Origin of the sequence: Streptomyces corallincola (assembly GCF_019104725.1) — a bacterium.
Classification (GTDB): domain Bacteria; phylum Actinomycetota; class Actinomycetes; order Streptomycetales; family Streptomycetaceae; genus Streptomyces; species Streptomyces corallincola.
The window spans coordinates 48,842-69,149 of sequence record NZ_JAHRXF010000018.1; the positions used below are offsets into that span (position 1 = coordinate 48,842).

The following is a 20,308-nucleotide window of genomic DNA, read 5'->3' on the forward strand; positions in this document are numbered from 1 at the left end:
GCACGCCCGCGCACCGGGGCCGCCGAAGGGGCCGCCGGGCCCCTCGTGGCTCAGTCCTCGTGGCCGAGCTGGAGATCCCGCTCGGTGCGTCCGCCGCCCGCGACCTGGAGCACGGTGGCGACCGGCGGGTACCCGGCGGCGATCACCGTGTACTCGCCGGAGGACAGGTCCACGAAGCGGAACGTGCCGTCGGCTCCGGTGGTGAGGGTGTCCACGACGTTCCCGGCGGCGTCCAGCAGGGTGACCCGCGCGTCCTCGACGGGACGTCCGCCGCCCGCCCGCACGGTGCCCTTCAGCGAGGCGCCGCCCGCGAGTTCGATGTCCTGGCGGGTCTCGCGGGACGCCTGGACGGTGACCGGGAGCGCGGCGGGCCGGTGGGCGGGGGCACCGGCGGCGAGGGTGTACTCCCCGGCGACGAGTTCGCTGATGACGTAGCCGCCCTCGTGGCCGCTGCGGACGGCGGCGACGACCTCGCCCTGCACATTGGTGAGGGTGACGGTGGCGTCGCGCACGGGGGTCCCGTCGGCGGCCCGCACACTGCCCGCGAGCCGTCCGGCGCCGCCGAGCACCACGTCGAGTTCGACGGGCCGGTCCCCGACGGTGACGGTGACGGCCTGCGGCTGGTGCCCGCCCGCCGCCGCGATCAGTACGTACGACCCGGCACCGGGGGTGGTGAGGGCGTAGCGGCCGTCGTCGCCGCTGGCGCCCCGGCCGATCTGCCGTCCGGAGACGTCGATCAGGGTGAGGGCGGCGCGCGGCACTGCGGTCCCGTCGGGATGCTGCACCCCACCGCGCACGGGGACACCGGCGGCGGTGGCGGCCGGAGCGGCGGCGAGCGGGGTACGGGGCTGGGCCGGAACGGCGGACGCGGGAACGGTCCGGGCGGCCGGGGCGGCCCGGGTCACGGGCACGGTGGGCGGTGCGGAGCCGCCGGGTGCCGCCGGGTCCGCACCGGCCACCGTGCCCTCCCCGGGCATGTTCTCGACGTTCTCGGCATGCTCGGCGCTCGCGCCGTTCTCGGCGGTCTCGGCGGTCTCGGCGTGGTGGGACACCAGCGGTTTCTCCTTGAGGAAGAAGGCGATCAACAGGCCGAGGAGCAGCACCGGAACGAGGTAGAGGAAGATCCGGGGCATCGCGTCGGCATAGGCGCGGATGTAGGCGTCGCGCAGCGCGGGCGGCAGCGCGTGCACCAGTTGCGGGGTCAGGGACTCGGGGTCGGGCAGCGCGCCGCCGCCCGTGCGCGCCGGGAGTTCGGCGCGCAGCGCGTCGGTGAGGCGCCCGGCGAAGAGGGTGCCGAAGACGGCGGCGCCGACGCTGCCGCCGATCTGCCGGAAGTAGTTGTTGGCGCTGGTCGCGGTGCCGAGGTCGGCCGGGCGCACCGAGTTCTGCACCGCGAGCACGAGCACCGGCATGACCAGGCCGATCCCGGCGCCGAGGACCGCCATCCAGACGCTGTACTGGAGCCGGGGCGTGTCGGTTTCGAGCCGGGACAGCAGCCACATGCCGAGCGCGGACAGCGCGCCGCCCGCGATCGGGTAGAGCTTGTAGCGGCCGGTGTGGCTGATGAGCTGGCCGCTGACGATGGAGGCGACGACGATGCCCGCCATCATCGGCAGCATGAGCAGCCCGGACTCGGTGGCGCTCGCCCCGTCCACCATCTGGAGGAAGGTCGGCAGATAGCTCGCCGCGCCGAACAGGGCGATGCCGACGACGAGTCCGGCGAGCGCGGTGACGTTGAAGACGGAGTCGCGGAACAGGCGCAGCGGGATGACGGGTTCGGCCGCGCGGTGCTCGGCGTACACGAACAGCCCGGCCGCCGCGACGGCCCCGAGGGCGAGACCGATGATCTCCCGCGAACCCCAGGCGTACTCGGTGCCGCCCCAACTGGTCAGCAGGACCAGGCAGGTTGACGCGGTGGCGAGCAGGAGTGCGCCGGGTACGTCGAGGCGGGCGCGTCCGGTGGGCTTCGGCAGTTTCAGGACGACGCTGATCACGGCGAGGGTGAGCAGCCCGAAGGGGACGTTCACGTAGAAGCACCAGCGCCACGAAAGATGATCGGTGAAGTAGCCGCCGAGCAGGGGTCCGGCGACGGAGGCGAGGCCGAACGCGGCGCCGATCAGACCCATGTACCGGCCGCGCCGCCGGGGCGGCACGATGTCCGCGATGATCGCCTGTACGCCGATCATCAGACCGCCCGCGCCGATGCCCTGGACGGCGCGGAAGGCGATGAGCTGGTCCATGCTCTGCGCGCGCCCGGCGAGCGCGGAGCCCACGACGAAGACCAGGATGGCGAACTGGAAGACGCCCTTGCGGCCGAGCAGGTCACCGAGCTTGCCGTACAGCGGCAGGCCGATGGTGGAGGTCAGCAGGTACGCGGTGATCGCCCAGGACATCCGGTCCAGGCCGTGCAGCTCACCGACGATCTTGGGCAGCGCGGTGGCGATGATCATCTGCTCCAGCGCGGCGAGGAGCAGGGCGAGCATCAGCCCGGCGAAGATCAGCCGCACGCGGCGCGGGTCGGGCACGTCGGACACGCCCGCCCCGCCGGGGGGTGCGGCCGTCTCCGCCGTCTCCCCCGGCGCCGTCGGGTCCGGGCCGCCCGCCGGTGCCGTTCCGGGCGGTCCGGCCGACGGGTCCGCCGACTCGTGCTGCACCAGTGTCGTCCCGCCCACGTACCGCTCCCCTCGTCGCACCTGTTCGCACATTTCCCGCGCGAGGCGACAACTGCGAACAAGTACGGCGAGTTACGGCACAGAAGCGGTCCGGGCCCGGACTCACTCGAACCGGTGAGGGTCAACTCCCTTGTGCGGGACTGCACTTGGCGTGCCGCCCGTGACAGGAGGCGGCTACTTCTCCACGTGGGCCGCGAGGTTGGCGAGGATCGCGTCGTAGATCCGGCCGAGCCCCTTGGGCGCGAAGGTGCGCTCGAAGAAGCCGCCGACGCCACCGGCGCCGTCCCAGACGGTGGTGACGACGACGCGGGAGGCGCCCTCCCCGGCCGGGGTGACACGCCAGGTGGTGACCATCGAGGAGTTGCGGTCCTTCTCGACCAGTTCGCCCTCGACGGGCTCCGTCACGTCGAGCAGGCAGTCGCGGACCCGCTTGCTGGTGGCCTGGAGCTTCCAGTGCACGACGGTCCCCTCACCGTCGCCGCCCTCGCGGACCTCGTACTCGCTGAAGTGCTCGGGGAGCAGCTCCCGCCGGGTGCCGCGGTAGTCGGCGACCGCGTCGAACACCTTCTCCGCGTCCGCTGTGACGACCCGCTCCGTAGTGGCCTCGACCTGCGCCATCGCTCTCCTTAAGGACCTGCGCTCCAAGGGCTGTACGGCAAGCCAACCACCCCGGCGACCGGGCCCTCAAATCGGGTCGCACGATCATGCGAACGTATGTTCTATTCTGAAGTCGAGCGACACCGAGGAGGCGTCATGCGCTGGGAGAACCTCGCCGTGCAAGCCGGGGAACCGGACGACGACGACGGCGGACACGGCCGGGCCGCCGACGCCGCGCTGTTCGGCGCGGACGCCGTGACGACCCGGACGTTCGACACCCCCGAGTTCAAAGGGATCACCTTCCACGAGGTGCGGGCCCGGTCGGTGCTGAACCGGGTGCCGGGGGCGTCGCGGATGCCGTTCGAGTGGACGGTGAACCCGTACCGGGGGTGTTCGCACGCCTGCGTGTACTGCTTCGCGCGCAAGACGCACAGCTACCTGGACCTGGACACCGGGATCGGTTTCGACACGCAGATCGTGGTGAAGGTGAACGCGCCGGAGGTGCTGCGCCGCCAGCTCGCCTCGCGCCGCTGGCAGGGGGAGCACGTGGCGATGGGCACCAACGTGGACTGCTATCAGCGGGCGGAGGGCCGCTACCGCTTGATGCCGGGGATCATCGGCGCCCTCACCGAGCGCGCGAACCCGTTCTCCATCCTGACCAAGGGCACGCTGATCCTGCGGGACACGGAGTTGCTCCAGCGGGCGGCCGAGGTGACGGACGTGGGTGTGTCGGTCTCGGTCGGCTTCACCGACCCGGAGCTGTGGCGCACGGTGGAACCCGGTACTCCGGCTCCGGAGCGGCGGCTGGACGTGGTGCGCGCGCTGGGCGAGCGGGGTATCGGGTGCGGGGTGCTGATGGCGCCGGTCGTGCCGTTCCTCGGCGATCATCCGGACGCGCTGCGCGAGACGGTCCGGGCGATCGCCGCGTCCGGGGCTACCTCGGTGACCCCGCTGGTGCTGCATCTGCGGCCCGGCGCGCGCGAGTGGTTCATGTCCTGGCTCGCCGCCCACCACCCGTATCTGGTCCGCCGCTACGAGCGGCTCTACGCGGAGGGCGCGTACGCACCGCGCTGGTACCAGCGCCGGATCACCCGCCAGGTGCACGAGCTGGCACGGGAGTACGGCATCGGCCCGTCACGGCCCGGCGAGGCGCGACGGCCGCGCCAGGCACCCGTGGACGGGCCGGAGGAGGACGGCACGGCGACTGAGCCCACGCAGCTGACGCTGATGTAACGGCGGGCCCGGTCCTCCCCGCACCCGTCCCCTGGCCGCCCCGCACCGCATGACATCCCCACCCACCCCTGGCCACCCCCGCACCCCGTCGCACCCCCCACCCCCGGCCCCTCGTGGCGGGCCGACCCCGACGGGACCCGGGCCCTCCCCGGAGGGCCCGCGTTGGAGGGCAACCCTCGGACCATCCGGGTCAACTATCGGCCAATCAGGTTCTTCCGGGTTCCCGCGTAGGGACGATGCGGCGTGGACCGTGACCCGCGCGGTTCACGCCACCCTCCGTCCCAGGGGAGCACTCATGAGAACTCGCGCAGCCGTGCTGTGCGCGACCGCCGCCGTGCTGGCGGGCTCGGTCACCGCGCTGCCGGCCCGCCCGGCCGCCGCGGCGCCCGCGAACCCGTCCGCCACAGCCGCTGCGGCCGACCCGGTCGCCTGGAAGAAGTGCGCCACCGACGACTCCCCGACCCTCCAGTGCGGCTCCCTGCGCGTCCCGCTGGACCACGCGGACCCGTCCGGCCGCCAGATCACCCTGGCCCTGTCCCGCGTCCCGCACACCGCGAAGACGTCCGAGGGTCCGCTGCTGGTGAACCCCGGCGGACCGGGCGGCAGCGGACTGACGCTCGCCGGTTTCGTGGCCTCCGCGCTGCCCGCGACGGTGTCCTCCCGGTACGACGTGATCGGCTTCGACCCGCGCGGGGTGGGTCGCAGCACCCCGGCCCTGGACTGCGCGCCGGGCCACTTCGAGCCGGTCCGCCCGGACAGTGTCCCGGCCACCCCCGAGACCGAGCGCGCCAACCTGGACCGCGCCCGCGCCTTCGCCGCCGCCTGCGGCGAGGCCCACGCGGACGTGCTGCCGTACCTCACCACCGAGCAGTCGGCGCGGGACATGGACAGCGTCCGCGCGGCCCTCGGCGCCGACCGGATCAGCTACTTCGGCTACTCCTACGGCACCTACCTCGGCGCGGTCTACGCGAAGCTGTTCCCGCGCCGGGTGCACCGCCTGGTGCTGGACTCCGTGGTGGACCCGACCGGTGTCTGGTACGAGGACAACATCGGCCAGGACTACGCGTTCAACGAGCGGCACCGCGCGCTGATGGCGTGGATCGCCCGCAACGACGGCGCGTACGGGCTCGGCACGGACCCGGCGAAGGTCGAGGACGCCTGGTACGCGATGCGGTCGGCGCTGGCGAAGCGACCGGCCGGGGGTGTGGTCGGCGCCTCGGAGCTGGAGGACACCTACCTCCCCGGCGGCTACTACGACGGCTACTGGCCGTACCTGGCCTCGGCGTTCGCGGCGTACGTCCACGACGGCGAGACCGAGCCGCTGGTGGAGGCGTACCGGAACTACGGTGCGGTGGACGGGTCCGGCGACAACGGCTACAGCGTCTACACCGCCGTGCAGTGCCGGGACGCGTCCTGGCCGCGTGCCTGGGACCGCTGGCGCACCGACACCTGGGGTGTCTACGCCAAGGCACCCTTCATGGCCTGGAACAACACCTGGTACAACGCACCCTGCGCGTTCTGGCCGGTGAGTTCGCGTACCCCGGTGGACGTGTCCAACACCGAACTCCCCCCGGCGCTGCTGTTCCAGGCGACCGACGACGCGGCGACCCCGTACCAGGGCGGTGTCAACGTCCACCGGATGCTGGCCGGTTCGCGTCTCGTGGTCGAGGAGGGCGGCGGCAACCACGGCATCACCCTCAGCGGCAACACCTGCCTGGACCGCCATCTCGCCGCCTATCTCCTGGACGGCACTCTGCCAGGCGGGCGGGGCACGGCCGACGCGGTCTGCCCCCACTCCCCCGCCCCGGCCCCCCTCACCGCCAAGGCGGCCTCCACCACCTCGCGCGGCTCCGCCCTCCACCACCTGCTGGGCTTCCGCCGCTGACCCGGCCGCACGGGGAGAACGCGCGCGGTGAGAACGCGCGCTGGGAGAAATGCGGAGGAGATCGCGGTGGCCGGATGCCTGGAGTCCGGTCATGAGTGAACAGCCGCTTCTCGTCCGCCCGATGACCGTCTCCGACTGCGCCCCCGTCGCCGCGCTGCGCGTGCGGGGGTGGCGGTTCGCCTACCGGGGGCTGATGCCGCGGGCGTTCCTGGACGCGCTGGAGCCGGAGTGGCACGCCGAGCGGACGCGGGAACGGCTGGCCCGTGGCGGGGACGGCGTCGATCTGGTGGCCGAGCGGGACGGCCGGGTCGTCGGATGGGTGAGCTGGGGGCCGTACCGGGACGGTGAAGCGACCACCGGGGACAGCGAGTTGTACGCCCTCTACGCCGAGCCCGACTGTGTCGGGACCGGGGTCGGGCGGACGCTGCTGGAGACGGTGCTGCGGGACTGGGGCGGGCGGGGGCGGATGCTGCTCTGGGTGGTCGAGGGGAACACACGGGCCCGGCGGTTCTACGAGCGGGCCGGGTTCCGGGCGGACGGGGCGCGGGAGCCGTACGAGGCGGGCGGGGTGGAGGTGCCCGAGGTGCGGTACGCGCTCGGTGGCTGACCGTCCACTCAGCCGCGCCGCTGGGCCGGGATGCGGGACAGGGCACGGACCGCCGCCTCGGCCAGGGTGGGGTGGGCCAGAGCCTCGGTGAGGACCCGCCGGGCCCGGTCGTCACCGAGGGTGCCCAAGCCCTCCACGCAGGCCAACGCCACTCTGCGGTACGGGTCGTGGGGGCGGAGTCTGCGTTCCAGGGTGGTGATGAGCGCGGGGACGGACTCAGGGGCGCCGAGTTCCGCGAGCAGCCGTACCGGCTGGAGGGCGTAGGCGACGCGGAGTTCATTGGTGGCGAGGGTGGCGGCGGCGCGGGCGGTGCGGGGGTCGTTCAGGCGGGCAAGGGCTTCCGCGGCGGCGGCGCAGCGGGGCGGGTCGCGGTGGTTGAGCAGCAGCACCAGGGACTCGAACGCGCGCCGGTCCCCGGCGAGTCCGAGCCGGTACGCGGCCAACTCCCGCGCCCAGAGCGGCTGCCCGGGCGCGGTGAGTACGTCGGCCAGCTCGTCCAGGTCCCCGGTGGCCGCCAACACGTCGTAGGCGGCGGCTCCCTGGGACTCGTGCCGTAGGCGTTCCGTCACGGAGCGCGACTCTTCGTTCACGACCACAGGGTAGGCCGCGCGCCCCCGTGCCGGGCACGCCTGTGGAAAACCTCGCCCCGTCGCCGTACCGGATTCGGCACCCTCCGCCCCTGGCGCGCTCGTTACTGGCGAGTTAAGCTCATACGAGCGAGCCCACCCGGCTCGTGCTCCACAGCCGACGACGGTCTGGTGACGCGGCCGTCCGAAGCCTCGCAGGTCCGGTGCCCTGGTACCGGTGTACGAGTGGTGCGATCCGGCTCCGGGACAGGGCCGGCCCGCCGCACCGCTCGCGGGCGCCCCGCGCCCCCGGCTCCGACCGCACACGCACCGGCGCGCACGACAGGCCGCCCACGCGGCTCCGCGCGCCTTCGCGCCCCCTCCACGCCGAGTGCGCCTCCTCGCGCACCGGCGCGTCCCCCGTCGTCACCCTCATTCCTGGAGTCCCGCGATGGACGCTCCCCTGTCCCCCAGCTCCCCCTCCCACCACGCGCCCTCCGGCCCCACCCCTTCCGGCACCACCCCGCTGCGTACGGTCGCCGTCGTCGGCCTGGGCACGATGGGCACCGGCATCACCGAGGTGCTGGTGAAGGCGGGCCGTACGGTGATCGGCATCGACACCGACCCGGCGCAGACCGCCCGCTGCGCCGCCGCGCTGGAGACCGCCACCGCGCGGGCCGTCGAGCGCGGCCGGATCACCGACGCCGAACGCGCCGAGGCGCTGACCCGGCTGCGCACGGCCACCGACCTCGGCGCGGCGGCCGGAGCCAATCTGGTGATCGAGGTGACCCCGGAGTCGTACGAGGTCAAGCAGCGGGTGTTCCGCGAACTCGACGGTGTGGTGCGGCCGGACACGATCCTGGCGACCGGCACCAACGCGCTGTCCGTGACGAGGCTCGCGGCCGACTCCGCGCACCCCGAACGCGTCCTCGGTCTGCACTTCTTCAACCCGGCACCCGCGATGAAGCTGGTCGAGGTGGTCTCCTCGGTGCTGACCGCCCCGGCCGCCGTCGCCGCCGTCACGGACTTGGCGATCGAGCTGGGCAAGGAACCGGTGGCGGTCGGGGACCGGCCGGGATTCGTCGCGGACGGGCTGCTGTTCGGCTATCTCAACCAGGCCGCCGCGATGTACGAGGCCCGCTACGCCTCCCGCGAGGACATCGACGCGGCGATGAGGCTGGGCTGCGGCCTGCCGATGGGCCCGCTCGCGCTGCTGGACCTGATCGGCGTGGACACCGCGCGCACCGTGCTGGAGGCGATGTACGCCGAGTCCCGCGACCGGCTGCACGCCCCCGCGCCGATCCTGAAGCAGCTCGGCGCGGCCGGGCTGACCGGCCGCAAGTCGGGCCGGGGCTTCTACACGTACGAGGCACCGGGCAGCGCCACCGTCGTCCCGGACGCGCTCACCCCGACCCCGGACAGCGCCGGCACCCCCGGCCGCCCGGTCCGCTCGGTCGGCGTGGCCGGGTCGGGCACGATGGCGTCGGGCATCGCGGAGGTCTTCGCCAAGGCGGGGTACGACGTGGTGCTGGCCGCCCGCGGCGCGGTGAAGGCGGAGGCGGCGAAGGCCAGGATCGCGGCGTCCCTGGACCGCTCGGTGGCCAGGGGACGGCTGACCGGGGAGACGGCGCGGGAGGTGCTGGCGCGGATCTCCCCGGCCGACTCCTACGACGCGTTCGCGGACGTGGACCTGGCGGTGGAGGCGGTCGCGGAGGACCTGGAGGTCAAGCGGGAGCTGTTCGCGGCGCTGGACAAGGTGTGCAGGCCGGGCGCGGTGCTGGCCACCACCACCTCCTCGCTGCCGGTGATCGCCTGCGCCCGCGCGACCTCGCGCCCCGCCGACGTGATCGGGATGCACTTCTTCAACCCGGCCCCGGCGATGAAGCTGGTCGAGGTGGTGCGCACCGTGCTGACCGCCGACGACGTGCACGCCACCGCCCGGGAGGTGTGCGCGCGGGTCCGCAAGCACCCGGTGGACTGCGGCGACCGGGCCGGGTTCATCGTGAACGCGCTGCTGTTCCCGTATCTGAACAACGCGGTGAAGATGGTCCAGGAGCACTACGCGTCACTGGACGACATCGACGCGGCGATGAAGCTGGGCGGCGGCTATCCGATGGGCCCCTTCGAACTGCTCGACGTGGTGGGCCTGGACGTGTCGCTGGCGATCGAGAAGGTGCTGCACCGCGAGTTCCGCGACCCCGGCCTCGCCCCGGCGCCGCTGCTGGAGCATCTGGTGGCCGCGGGCTGCCTGGGCCGCAAGACCGGCCGGGGCTTCCGCGAGTATGCCCGCCCCTGAGGGCCCGACGCCCGGTCCGGCGGCCCCGCCGACCGGTGCGGGCTGCTCCGGCCGGGCGGCTTCCCGCCGTCCGGCCGGGGCGGCGGGCGGCGGGAGGGCGCCCGTGGCCGGGGGCGCCGGACCGCGCACCGGGCCGGGCGCATGCAGTACGTTCAGGACATGCCCCAGCCTGCCAAGTCAGCCCGTGCCAGCGCCCCGACCGACGTCCCGGAGAGCGCCGCGGGCAGTCGCGCCGCCGCCCAGCGGCTGAAAATGCGCCGGGAACTGGCCGCCGCCGCGATGGAGCTGTTCGCCACCAAGGGGTACGAGGCGACGACGGTGGACGAGATCGCCGCCGCCGCCGGGGTGGCGCGGCGCACCTTCTTCCGTCACTTCCGCTCCAAGGAGGAGGCGATCTTCCCGGACCACGACGACACCCTGGTCCGGGCGGAGGCGGTGCTCAACGCGGCGCCCGCGCACGAGCATCCGCTCGACACGGTGTGCCGGGGCATCAAGGAGGTCATGCGGATGTACGCGGGCCACCCGGACATCTCGGTGGCCCGGTACAAGCTGACCCGTGAGGTGCCGACGCTGCGCGAGGCGGAGATCGCCTCGGTGGCCCGCTACGAGCGGCTGTTCACCCGCTACCTGCTCGGCCACTTCGACGAGCACGCGCACGCCGACGACGCCAACGACGACCCGCTGCTCGCCGAGGTCGCCGCCTCGGCGGTGGTCACCGCCCACAACCACGTGCTGCGCCGCTGGCTGCGGGCGGGCGGACAGGGCGACGTGGAGGCGCAGTTGGACCACGCGTTCGCCATCGTGCGCAAGACGTTCGGCACCGGCATCGGCGCCGGACGCGCCACCGCCCCGCGCACGGGCGGCGGCACCGGTCCGGACTCCGCGCCCGCGACGGTGTCCGCGCACGGCGAGGTGCTGGTCACGGTGGCCCGGACCGATGCCCCGCTGGACGAGGTGATGCGGACCATCACGGAGGCGCTGAAGGAGCGCTGACCGGGTCGGCGCTGCCCGGCTCCCCCGCGCGGCGCTCTCTCCGCTGGGCTGACGGCCACCCCTCGGGGTGGCCGTTTTGCCATGTCAGGGGCGCTTTTCCACCCGCTCGGCGACCCCGTCTGATCGATCATCGCTCATTTGTTACGTAAAGATTTCATCTGAGATCAATAGGTGGCACTCAGTGCCTTGCCACCTGACACGCGGTGTCATACGTTGAAGGAGTCCGGGCGGCCGGAGCACCGCATCCCAGGTGCGCCGACTGTCCCCGCGGGCCCTGTCGCCCGTGCGCCCGGACGCCTGCGTCACAGGCAACCTCCCGCGCCGCACAGCGCCACCGAGAACCCAGCACCCGACACCGCACCGCCGACCCATCGAGGCGTCCCCCCAGCGGGACCGCTCACCGCCGGAGGCAACACCGTGACCGTGAAGGACATCCTGGAAGCGATCCAGTCGCAGGACGCCACGTCCGCCGACTTCGCCGCCCTGCCGCTGCCCGAGTCGTACCGCGCGATCACCGTGCACAAGGACGAGACGGAGATGTTCGCGGGCCTGGAGACCCGCGACAAGGACCCGCGCAGGTCCACCCACCTCGACGAGGTGCCGCTGCCCGAACTCGGGCCCGGCGAGGCCCTGGTGGCCGTCATGGCCTCCTCGGTCAACTACAACTCCGTGTGGACCTCGATCTTCGAGCCGATGTCCACCTTCGGCTTCCTGGAGCGCTACGGCCGCACCAACGAACTGGCCGCGCGGCACGACCTGCCGTACCACATCATCGGCTCCGACCTCGCGGGCGTCGTGCTGCGCACCGGACCCGGCGTCAACGCCTGGAAGCCCGGTGACGAGGTCGTCGCGCACTGCCTCTCGGTGGAGCTGGAGTCCTCCGACGGGCACAACGACACGATGCTCGACCCCGAGCAGCGCATCTGGGGCTTCGAGACCAACTTCGGCGGGCTGGCCGAGATAGCCCTCGTCAAGTCCAACCAGCTGATGCCGAAGCCGGACCACCTCAGCTGGGAGGAGGCCGCCGCGCCCGGCCTGGTCAACTCCACCGCCTACCGGCAGCTCGTCTCCCGCAACGGCGCCCAGATGAAGCAGGGCGACAACGTCCTGATCTGGGGCGCGAGCGGCGGACTCGGCTCGTACGCCACCCAGTTCGCGCTGGCCGGGGGCGCCACCCCGATCTGTGTCGTCTCCAGCGAGGAGAAGGCGCGGATCGCCCGGAGCATGGGCGCCGAGCTGGTCATCGACCGCAACGCCGAGGACTACCGGTTCTGGAAGGACGAGCACACCCAGGACCCCAAGGAGTGGAAGCGGTTCGGCAAGCGCATCCGCGAACTCACCGGCGGCGAGGACGTGGACATCGTCTTCGAGCACCCCGGCCGCGAGACCTTCGGCGCCTCCGTGTACGTCACGCGCAAGGGCGGCACCGTCGTGACCTGCGCCTCCACCTCCGGCTACCACCACGAGTACGACAACCGGTACCTGTGGATGTCGCTCAAGAGGATCGTCGGCTCGCACTTCGCCAACTACCGCGAGGCGTGGGAGGCCAACCGCCTGATCGCCAAGGGGAAGATCCACCCCACGCTGTCCAAGGTGTACGCCCTTAAGGACACCGGGCAGGCCGCGCACGACGTGCACCGCAACGCCCACCAGGGCAAGGTCGGCGTGCTGTGCCTGGCCCCCGAGGAAGGGCTCGGTGTGCGCGACCACGCGATGCGCGCCACGCACCTCGACGCCATCAACCGCTTCCGGAACGTCTGAGAGACGGGCATGACAGAGCGTCAGAAGGACCGCCCGTGGCTCATGCGGACGTACGCGGGCCACTCCACGGCCGAGGCGTCCAACGAGCTGTACCGGCAGGGCCTCGCCAAGGGCCAGACGGGTCTGTCGGTGGCGTTCGACCTGCCGACCCAGACCGGCTACGACCCCGATCACGTCCTCGCCCGCGGCGAGGTCGGCCGGGTCGGGGTGCCCGTCTCCCATCTCGGTGACATGCGGCGGCTGTTCCAGGACATCCCGCTGGAGCGGATGAACACCTCGATGACGATCAACGCCACCGCCATGTGGCTGCTGGCGCTCTACCAGGTCGTCGCCGAGGAGCAGGGCGCGGACGTCGCCGGGCTCCAGGGCACCACGCAGAACGACATCGTCAAGGAGTACCTGTCGCGCGGGACGCACGTCTTCCCGCCCGGCCCCTCGCTGCGACTGACCACCGACATGATCGCGTACACGGTGGCGCACCTGCCGAAGTGGAACCCGATCAACATCTGCAGCTACCACCTCCAGGAGGCCGGGGCCACACCGGTGCAGGAGATCGCGTACGCGATGTCCACCGCCATCGCCGTGCTGGACGCCGTCCGCGACGGCGGGCAGGTGACCGAGGAACGGATGGGGGACGTGGTCGCGCGGATCTCGTTCTTCGTCAACGCGGGCGTCCGCTTCGTCGAGGAGATGTGCAAGATGCGCGCCTTCGGCCGCATCTGGGACCGGATCACCCGCGAGCGGTACGGCATCGAGGACCCCCGGCAGCGCCGGTTCCGCTACGGCGTGCAGGTCAACTCCCTCGGCCTGACCGAAGCCCAGCCGGAGAACAACGTCCAGCGGATCGTGCTGGAGATGCTGGCCGTCACGCTCTCCAAGGACGCCCGCGCCCGCGCGGTGCAACTCCCCGCCTGGAACGAGGCGTTGGGGCTGCCCCGGCCCTGGGACCAGCAGTGGTCGCTGCGCATCCAGCAGGTCCTGGCGCACGAGAGCGACCTGCTGGAGTACGAGGACATCTTCGCCGGGTCGCACGTGATCGAGGCGAAGGTGGAGACGCTGGTGGAGGAGTCCCTCGCGGAGATCGGGCGCATCGAGGAGATGGGCGGCGCGATGGCCGCCGTCGAGTCCGGCTACCTCAAGTCGCGGCTGGTCGCCTCGCACGCCGAGCGGCGGGCCCGGATCGAGGGCGGCGCCGAGAAGATCGTCGGCGTCAACATCTACGAGACCAGCGAGCCCAGCCCGCTCACCGCCGACCTGGACACCGCGATCCAGACGGTGGACCCGGCGGTCGAGGCCCACGCGGTGGAGGCGATCGGCCACTGGCGGGACACCCGCTACCAGCCGCCGTTCAACCACCCGCGTCCCTGCAAGGCGCTGGAGCGGCTGAAACAGGCCGCGCGCGGCACCGCCAACCTGATGGAGGCCACGCTCGACTGCGCCCGCGCCGGGGTGACCACCGGCGAGTGGGCGGGCGCGCTGCGCGAGGTGTTCGGGGAGTACCGGGCGCCCACCGGGGTGTCCTCCGCGCCGGTCGCGGTCCCCGCCGAGTCCGGCTCGGCGCTCGCGGAGGTACGGGCACGGGTGGCCGCCACGGCGCGTGAAATGGGCGTCGGCAAGCTGCGGTTCCTGGTCGGCAAGCCGGGCCTGGACGGGCACTCCAACGGCGCCGAGCAGATCGCGGTGCGTGCCCGCGACGCCGGGTTCGAGGTGGTCTACCAGGGCATCCGGCTCACCCCGGAGCAGATCGTGGACGCCGCCCTCGCGGAGGACGTGCACGCGGTCGGCCTGTCCATCCTGTCCGGCTCGCACGCGCAACTGGTTCCGGACGTGCTGGACCGGCTGCGCGAGGCGGGCGCCGCCGACATCCCGGTGATCGCCGGGGGGATCATCCCGAACGCGGACGCCGCGCGGCTCAGGGCGGCCGGTGTGGCGGCCGTGTTCACCCCGAAGGACTTCGACATCACCGGGATCATCGGCCGTATCGTCGATGAGATCCGCACCGCCAACAAGCTCGAACCCCTGGAGGTCCCCGCATGAGCCGCCCGTCCACCGACACCGCCCCGGCCGTCGATCGTCTGCGTCCCCGGCGCTCCTGTCTGGCGGTACCCGGAAGCAACCCGCGTTTCCTGGAGAAGGCTCAGGGCCTCCCCGCCGACCAGGTGTTCCTGGACCTGGAGGACGCGTGCGCGCCGCTGGCCAAGCCCGAGGCGCGGCACACCATCGTCAAGTTCCTCAACGAGGGCGACTGGACGGGCAAGACACGGGTGGTGCGGGTCAACGACTGGACGACCGAGTGGACGTACCGCGACGTCGTGACGGTGGTCGAGGGCGCGGGCCCGAACCTGGACTGCGTCATGCTGCCCAAGGTGCAGGACGCCCAGCAGGTGGTCGCCCTCGACCTGCTCCTGACCCAGATCGAGAAGACGATGGGCTTCGAGGTCGGGCGGATCGGCATCGAGGCGCAGATCGAGAACGCGCGCGGGCTGAACAACGTCAACGCCATCGCGGAGGCGTCGCCCCGGCTGGAGACGATCGTCTTCGGCCCGGCCGACTTCATGGCGTCGATCAACATGAAGTCGCTGGTGGTGGGCGAGCAGCCGCCCGGCTACGACGCGGACGCCTACCACTACATCCTGATGAGGATCCTGATGGCCGCCCGCGCCAACGATCTCCAGGCGATCGACGGCCCGTACCTCCAGATCCGCAACGTGGACGGCTTCCGCACCGTCGCCGGCCGGGCCGCCGCGCTCGGCTTCGACGGCAAGTGGGTGCTGCACCCGGGCCAGGTGGAGGCCGCGAACGAGGTGTTCTCGCCCTCGCAGGAGGACTACGACCACGCCGAACTGATCCTCGACGCCTACGACCACTGCACCTCCGAGGCGGGCGGGAAGAAGGGCTCGGCGATGCTCGGCGACGAGATGATCGACGAGGCCAGCCGGAAGATGGCGCTGGTCGTCGCGGGCAAGGGCCGCGCGGCGGGCCTGAAGCGCACCAGCACGTTCGAGATCCCGGAGGCGTGAGCATGCGGTTCGGTCGCACCTACGAGGAGTTCGAGGTCGGCGCGGTGTACAAGCACTGGCCCGGCAAGACGGTCACCGAGTACGACGACCATCTGTTCTGTCTCCTCACCATGAACCACCACCCGCTCCACCTGGACGCCAACTACGCCGGGAAGACGACGGACTTCGGGCGCAACGTGGTGGTCGGCAACTACATCTACTCGCTGCTGCTGGGCATGTCGGTGCCCGACGTGTCGGGGAAGGCCATCGCCAACCTGGAGATCGAGTCGCTGAAGCACGTGGCGCCGACCTTCCACGGCGACACGCTGTACGGCGAGACGACGGTGCTCGACAAGTGGCCGTCGAAGTCGAAGGACGACCGGGGCATCGTGCACGTGGAGACCCGCGGTCACAACCAGGACGGCACGCTGGTCTGCGTGTTCCGCCGCAAGGTCATGGTGCCCACGCGGGCGTACATCGAGGAGCGCGGCGGGGAGCAGCCCGGCCGGCCGCAGCCGACGGATCAGGAGAAGTAGACATGGCCCGTCTCGCGCAGACCGCCGGTCTGACCGACGTGCAGCAGGAGATCGTCTCCACCGTCCGGGACTTCGTGGACAAGGAGATCATCCCGGTCGCCACCGGACTGGAGCACCGCGACGAGTATCCGCAGGCCATCGTGGACGGTCTGCGGGAACTCGGGCTGTTCGGGCTGATGATCCCCGAGGAGTACGGCGGCCTCGGGGAGTCGCTGCTCACCTACGCGCTGTGCGTGGAGGAGATCGCGCGCGGCTGGATGTCCGTGTCGGGGATCATCAACACCCACTTCATCGTGGCGTACATGCTGGGGCGGCACGGCACGCGGGAGCAGAAGGAGCACTTCCTGCCGCGCATGGCACTCGGCGACGTCCGGGGCGCGTTCTCGATGTCGGAGCCGGGGCTCGGTTCCGACGTGTCCGCGATCAGTTCCAAGGCGGTCCGGGACGGTGACGAGTACGTCCTCGACGGCCAGAAGATGTGGCTGACCAACGGCGGTACGTCCTCGCTGGTGGCCGTGCTGGTGCGCAGTGACGAAGGACACCCCGAGGGGACCCCGCCGCACCGGTCGATGACGACGTTCCTGGTGGAGAAGGAGCCCGGTTTCGGTGAGGTCCGGCCCGGTCTGACCATCCCCGGGAAGATCGACAAGATGGGCTACAAGGGCGTTGACACCACCGAGTTGATCATGGACGGTCTGCGGGTGCCCGCCGACCGGGTGCTCGGCGGGGCCACCGGCCGAGGTTTTTACCAAATGATGGACGGAGTGGAGGTCGGCCGCGTCAATGTGGCCGCCCGCGGCTGCGGTGTCGCACAGCGTGCCTTCGAACTCGGTGTCGGTTACGCACAGCAGCGGCACACCTTCGGCAAGCCGATCGCGGAGCACCAGGCGATCCAGTTCAAGCTGGCGGAGATGGCCACCAAGGTCGAGGCCGCGCACGCCATGATGGTCAACGCCGCACGTAAGAAGGACTCCGGGGAGCGCAACGACCTGGAGGCGGGCATGGCGAAGTACCTGGCCTCGGAGTACTGCAAGGAGGTCGTGGAGGACGCGTTCCGCATCCACGGCGGCTACGGCTTCTCCAAGGAGTACGAGATCGAACGCCTCTACCGGGAGGCTCCGATGCTGCTGATCGGTGAGGGTACCGCCGAGATCCAGAAAATGATCATCGGACGGAGGTTGCTCGAAGAGTATCGATTCCAGGGCTGATTATCCCGGTATGGGGTGTTTTTTCCGAGAAGAAGATCACACCCCGTAGACCGTCTTCGGCCGCCGACTCGGCTTCCTGGCTTGCCCAGTTGTGGCCCGCGAACGGTACGATCCCGGAAAGCCGCCGTCCCCCGTCCTGCGCGGCATCATCCGCTACGAAGGTCATCCATGCCCCACAGCCAAACCTCTGCACACCGCGACCGCCTGGTAGGCGCACGCCTCGCGCGCGGAGCATCGCCGTGGCTTCTCCCGACCGTCGCCACCGCCGCCCTCAGTCTGGTACGCGCCCGCCGCTCGGGTGCCGCCAAGGCCGTCGCCGTGCCCGTCACCGCTCTCGCGGCGGGCATGCTGTGGTTCTTCCGCGACCCGGAGCGCGAGATCGCGCCCGGCAGGGTCATCTCGCCCGCCGACGGCGTGGTGCAGAGCATCATGCCCTGGAAGGACGGGCGCACCCGCGTCGCGATCTTCATGAGCCCGCTCAACGTCCACGTCAACCGCGCACCGCTGGCCGGTACCGTGACGTCCGTCGAGCACGTCCCCGGTGGCTTCGTTCCCGCCTTCAACAAGGAGAGCGAGAACAACGAGCGCGTAGTCTGGCATTTCGACACCGAACTCGGCGACATCGAGATGATCCAGATCGCCGGCGCGGTGGCCCGTCGCATCGTGCCCTACCTCCCGTCGGGCACGAAGGTCGAACAGGGCGACCGGATCGGTCTGATCCGCTTCGGCTCGCGTGTCGATCTCTACCTGCCCGAAGGTGTGGAGATCGCGGTCGAGGTCGGACAGAAGACCGTGGCTGGGGTGACTCGCATTGACCGTGATTGATCCTGAAACCCAGGCGGGCTGGGTGCCCGAGGCGGAGGCGTCCGACGACGAGGAGGAGATGCCGCTCTCTCTGCGTCTGTCGATAGCGGACACCCTCACCCTCGGCAACGCGACGTGCGGCTTCATGGCGGTGTACTTCACCACCACCGGCATCCTGATCCCGCACCTCACCGGAAGCCAGGAGTCCGGCATGGCCCGCCACAGCGCGGCCACGGCGGTCATCCTGATGCTGTGCGCGGCGATCTTCGACCTGTTCGACGGGCTCGTCGCGCGCAAGCTGCGCTCGTCCCCGATGGGCGCGGAGCTGGACAACCTCTCCGACCTCATCAGCTTCGGGCTCGCCCCCGCGTACTTCGTGCTCGTCTACGGCATGGTCGCCGACGACGCGCACCAGCGGGTGGCCGCGCTCGGGGCGATCGTGGTGCTGCTGGCGGTGGTGCTGCGGCTGGCCAGGTTCTCCTGCGTGACGCTCAAGGACGGCATGTTCCAGGGCATGCCCTCGCCGTTCGGCGCGCTCACCGTCGTCTCCATCGTGCTGCTGGAGCTGCCGTTCGTGGCGACCCTGCTGGCGATCCTCGGCACCGCCTGGCTGATGGTGAGCCGGGTCGAGTACCCGAAGCCGCGCGGGCGGCTCGCCGGGGCCGTCCTCGGCTGGATCGTCCTCTCGATGGGGCTGCTCGCCGCCTGGGCCCTCGACGCCCCCGGCGGTCAGCTCCTCCTCCAGACCGGCTGCGCCCTCCAGCTCGTCATGGGCGCCGTCATCCCCCTGTTCGCCACGGCCCGCCGGGTGAACAACTTCCGCGACAACCGCCGCGAGGCGCGTGCGGCGCAGTCGTAGTCGTAGTCGCCGTCTGTGACAACCGGCCCCGGAAGCCTGAGGCTTCCGGGGCCGGTTGTCTTCCGGCGCGGAGGGCGGGCGGCAGCGGCGGGTCAGGACAGGTGGGCGGTCGCCAGGCGGGCGGCCGTCCGTTGCAGGAGGGGGCCGGCCTGGGCGATGCAGCGGGCCGGGTCGGGTTCCAGGTCCGTGAGGGGGTAGGCGTGGGAGATCCCGGCGGCGCGGAGGTCGGCCGGGGAGAGGGCGAGGCGTCCGCAGACGGCGACGACCCGCCTGCCCGCGGCACGCGCGGCGGCGGCGACCCCGGCGGGAGCCTTGCCGTGCAGCGTCTGCGCGTCGAGCGACCCCTCACCGGTGATGACCAGCGAGGCGCGCTCCAGCGCTGAGGAGAAGCCCAGCACGTCGAGCATCACCGCGATGCCGGGCCGGAACCGCGCACCGAGCAGCAGCGCGCCGTACCCGATGCCCCCGGCGGCCCCCGCTCCGGCGGCGGAGGCGAGCGCGGCGCCCCGCAGCCCGGCGGCGTCGGCCAGGACCGCCGCGTACCGCCCGAGAGCCGCGTCCAGGACGGCGACGTCCGCCGCGGAGGCGCCCTTCTGCGGCCCGTACACCGCCGCCGCGCCCGTGGGCCCGGTCAGCGGATTGTCCACGTCACTGGCGAGCACCAGCCCGACGGAGGACAGCCGGGTGTCCAGCCCGGACAGATCGGCGTGCGCCAGCCGCGCGAGCCCGCCGCCCCCCGGTCCCACGGGCTTGCCCCCGGCGTCCAGGAACCGCGCGCCGAGCGCGGTCAGCATGCCCGCGCCCCCGTCGGTGGTGGCGCTGCCGCCGACGCCGAACACGATGGTCCGCGCCCCCGCGTCCAGCGCGGCCCGCAGCAGCTCCCCTGACCCGTACGTGGACGCGGTGAGCGGTGCGCGCACCCCGTCCGGCAGCCGCTGGAGCCCGCTCGCCTCGGCCATCTCCACCACGGCGGTCTCCCCGCGCAGCGCGAACGCGGCGGTCACCTCCCGCCCGGTGGGCCCGGTGACCCGTGCCTCCCGGCGCGCGAACCCGGCCGCGACGGCCGCGTCCACCGTGCCGTCGCCGCCGTCGGCCACCGGCAGCGACTCGATCGCGGCCGTCGGTACGACCTCGCGCAGTCCGGCGGCGATCCGCTCGGCGACCTGTACGGCCGTCAGGGAGCCCTTGAACTTGTCCGCGGCGATCAGCACCCCGCGGCCCCCGTTCCGTGCAGCCTGCGTCACGTCGCCCGTCCCTCGCTCTCGTGGTCCCGCCGAGTACGGGACCGGCCG

16 protein-coding genes are annotated in these 20,308 nt (G+C 72.1%); 12 read left to right on the forward strand and 4 right to left on the reverse strand.

Features of this window, described 5'->3' with window-relative positions; genetic code table 11:
• Positions 1 to 50: 50 nt before the first annotated feature.
• Both KUM39_RS14270 and KUM39_RS14275 read right to left on the reverse strand, forming a co-directional pair.
• Positions 51 to 2,672 (reverse strand): MFS transporter, encoded by a 2,622-nt coding sequence (locus KUM39_RS14270; RefSeq protein WP_308288128.1) that lies wholly within the window; start codon positions 2,670 to 2,672, stop codon positions 51 to 53.
• A gap of 174 nt (positions 2,673 to 2,846) precedes the next feature.
• Positions 2,847 to 3,290 carry an SRPBCC family protein gene (locus KUM39_RS14275; RefSeq protein WP_217785976.1) on the reverse strand — a complete coding sequence of 148 codons (444 nt, stop codon included), beginning with the start codon at positions 3,288 to 3,290 and terminating at the stop codon, positions 2,847 to 2,849.
• A 135-nt stretch (positions 3,291 to 3,425) separates the two neighbouring features.
• On the opposite strand from KUM39_RS14275, the gene KUM39_RS14280 reads away from it, so the two are divergent.
• The 3 genes from KUM39_RS14280 to KUM39_RS14290 all read left to right on the forward strand — a co-directional run bounded on the left by KUM39_RS14280 (position 3,426) and on the right by KUM39_RS14290 (position 6,994).
• A complete protein-coding gene (locus KUM39_RS14280; RefSeq protein ID WP_217785977.1) occupies positions 3,426 to 4,502 on the forward strand; it encodes an Rv2578c family radical SAM protein in 1,077 nt (358 codons plus the stop codon).
• Positions 4,503 to 4,797: 295 nt separating this feature from the next.
• Positions 4,798 to 6,387, forward strand: a complete 1,590-nt coding sequence (locus KUM39_RS14285) for an alpha/beta hydrolase (RefSeq protein WP_217785978.1) — start codon at positions 4,798 to 4,800, stop codon at positions 6,385 to 6,387.
• Positions 6,388 to 6,478: 91 nt separating this feature from the next.
• A complete protein-coding gene (locus KUM39_RS14290; protein WP_246620117.1) occupies positions 6,479 to 6,994 on the forward strand; it encodes a GNAT family N-acetyltransferase in 516 nt (171 codons plus the stop codon).
• An 8-nt stretch (positions 6,995 to 7,002) separates the two neighbouring features.
• Here KUM39_RS14290 and KUM39_RS14295 read toward each other — a convergent pair whose 3' ends face one another.
• Positions 7,003 to 7,584 carry an adenylosuccinate lyase gene (locus tag KUM39_RS14295; RefSeq protein ID WP_217785979.1) on the reverse strand — a complete coding sequence of 194 codons (582 nt, stop codon included), beginning with the start codon at positions 7,582 to 7,584 and terminating at the stop codon, positions 7,003 to 7,005.
• A 427-nt stretch (positions 7,585 to 8,011) separates the two neighbouring features.
• Here KUM39_RS14295 and KUM39_RS14300 point away from each other — a divergent pair, with 427 nt between their 5' ends.
• The 9 genes from KUM39_RS14300 (at position 8,012) to pssA (ending at position 19,016) form a co-directional block, all read left to right on the forward strand.
• The gene (locus tag KUM39_RS14300) at positions 8,012 to 9,856 is read left to right on the forward strand and encodes a 3-hydroxyacyl-CoA dehydrogenase family protein (RefSeq protein WP_217785980.1); all 1,845 of its coding nucleotides are present in this window, start codon (positions 8,012 to 8,014) and stop codon (positions 9,854 to 9,856) included.
• Between the two features lie 141 nt (positions 9,857 to 9,997).
• On the forward strand, positions 9,998 to 10,849 hold the full coding sequence (locus KUM39_RS14305; protein ID WP_217785981.1) for a TetR family transcriptional regulator: 852 nt from the start codon (positions 9,998 to 10,000) through the stop codon (positions 10,847 to 10,849).
• 423 nt (positions 10,850 to 11,272) lie between these two features.
• Positions 11,273 to 12,610, forward strand: coding sequence for a crotonyl-CoA carboxylase/reductase (ccrA, locus tag KUM39_RS14310; RefSeq protein WP_217786020.1), 1,338 nt, complete (start codon positions 11,273 to 11,275; stop codon positions 12,608 to 12,610).
• A 9-nt stretch (positions 12,611 to 12,619) separates the two neighbouring features.
• A complete protein-coding gene (locus tag KUM39_RS14315; RefSeq protein ID WP_217785982.1) occupies positions 12,620 to 14,647 on the forward strand; it encodes an ethylmalonyl-CoA mutase in 2,028 nt (675 codons plus the stop codon).
• Positions 14,644 to 15,630 (forward strand): HpcH/HpaI aldolase/citrate lyase family protein, encoded by a 987-nt coding sequence (locus tag KUM39_RS14320; protein WP_217785983.1) that lies wholly within the window; start codon positions 14,644 to 14,646, stop codon positions 15,628 to 15,630. Before KUM39_RS14315 ends, KUM39_RS14320 begins: the two co-directional genes overlap by 4 nt.
• Positions 15,631 to 15,632: 2 nt before the next feature.
• Positions 15,633 to 16,145, forward strand: a complete 513-nt coding sequence (locus KUM39_RS14325; protein WP_217785984.1) for a MaoC family dehydratase — start codon at positions 15,633 to 15,635, stop codon at positions 16,143 to 16,145.
• A 2-nt stretch (positions 16,146 to 16,147) separates the two neighbouring features.
• On the forward strand, positions 16,148 to 17,353 hold the full coding sequence (locus KUM39_RS14330) for an acyl-CoA dehydrogenase family protein (protein ID WP_217785985.1): 1,206 nt from the start codon (positions 16,148 to 16,150) through the stop codon (positions 17,351 to 17,353).
• Between the two features lie 168 nt (positions 17,354 to 17,521).
• Positions 17,522 to 18,178 (forward strand): phosphatidylserine decarboxylase, encoded by a 657-nt coding sequence (locus KUM39_RS14335; protein WP_217785986.1) that lies wholly within the window; start codon positions 17,522 to 17,524, stop codon positions 18,176 to 18,178.
• A gap of 22 nt (positions 18,179 to 18,200) precedes the next feature.
• Entirely contained in the window at positions 18,201 to 19,016 is an 816-nt protein-coding gene (gene pssA, locus KUM39_RS14340; protein WP_217786021.1) for a CDP-diacylglycerol--serine O-phosphatidyltransferase, read from the forward strand.
• A gap of 92 nt (positions 19,017 to 19,108) precedes the next feature.
• Here the strand turns inward: pssA and KUM39_RS14345 are convergent, their stop codons facing one another.
• Complete coding sequence (locus KUM39_RS14345; protein WP_308288129.1) at positions 19,109 to 20,260, reverse strand: glycerate kinase; 1,152 nt, start codon at positions 20,258 to 20,260, stop codon at positions 19,109 to 19,111.
• Positions 20,261 to 20,308: the final 48 nt, after the last annotated feature.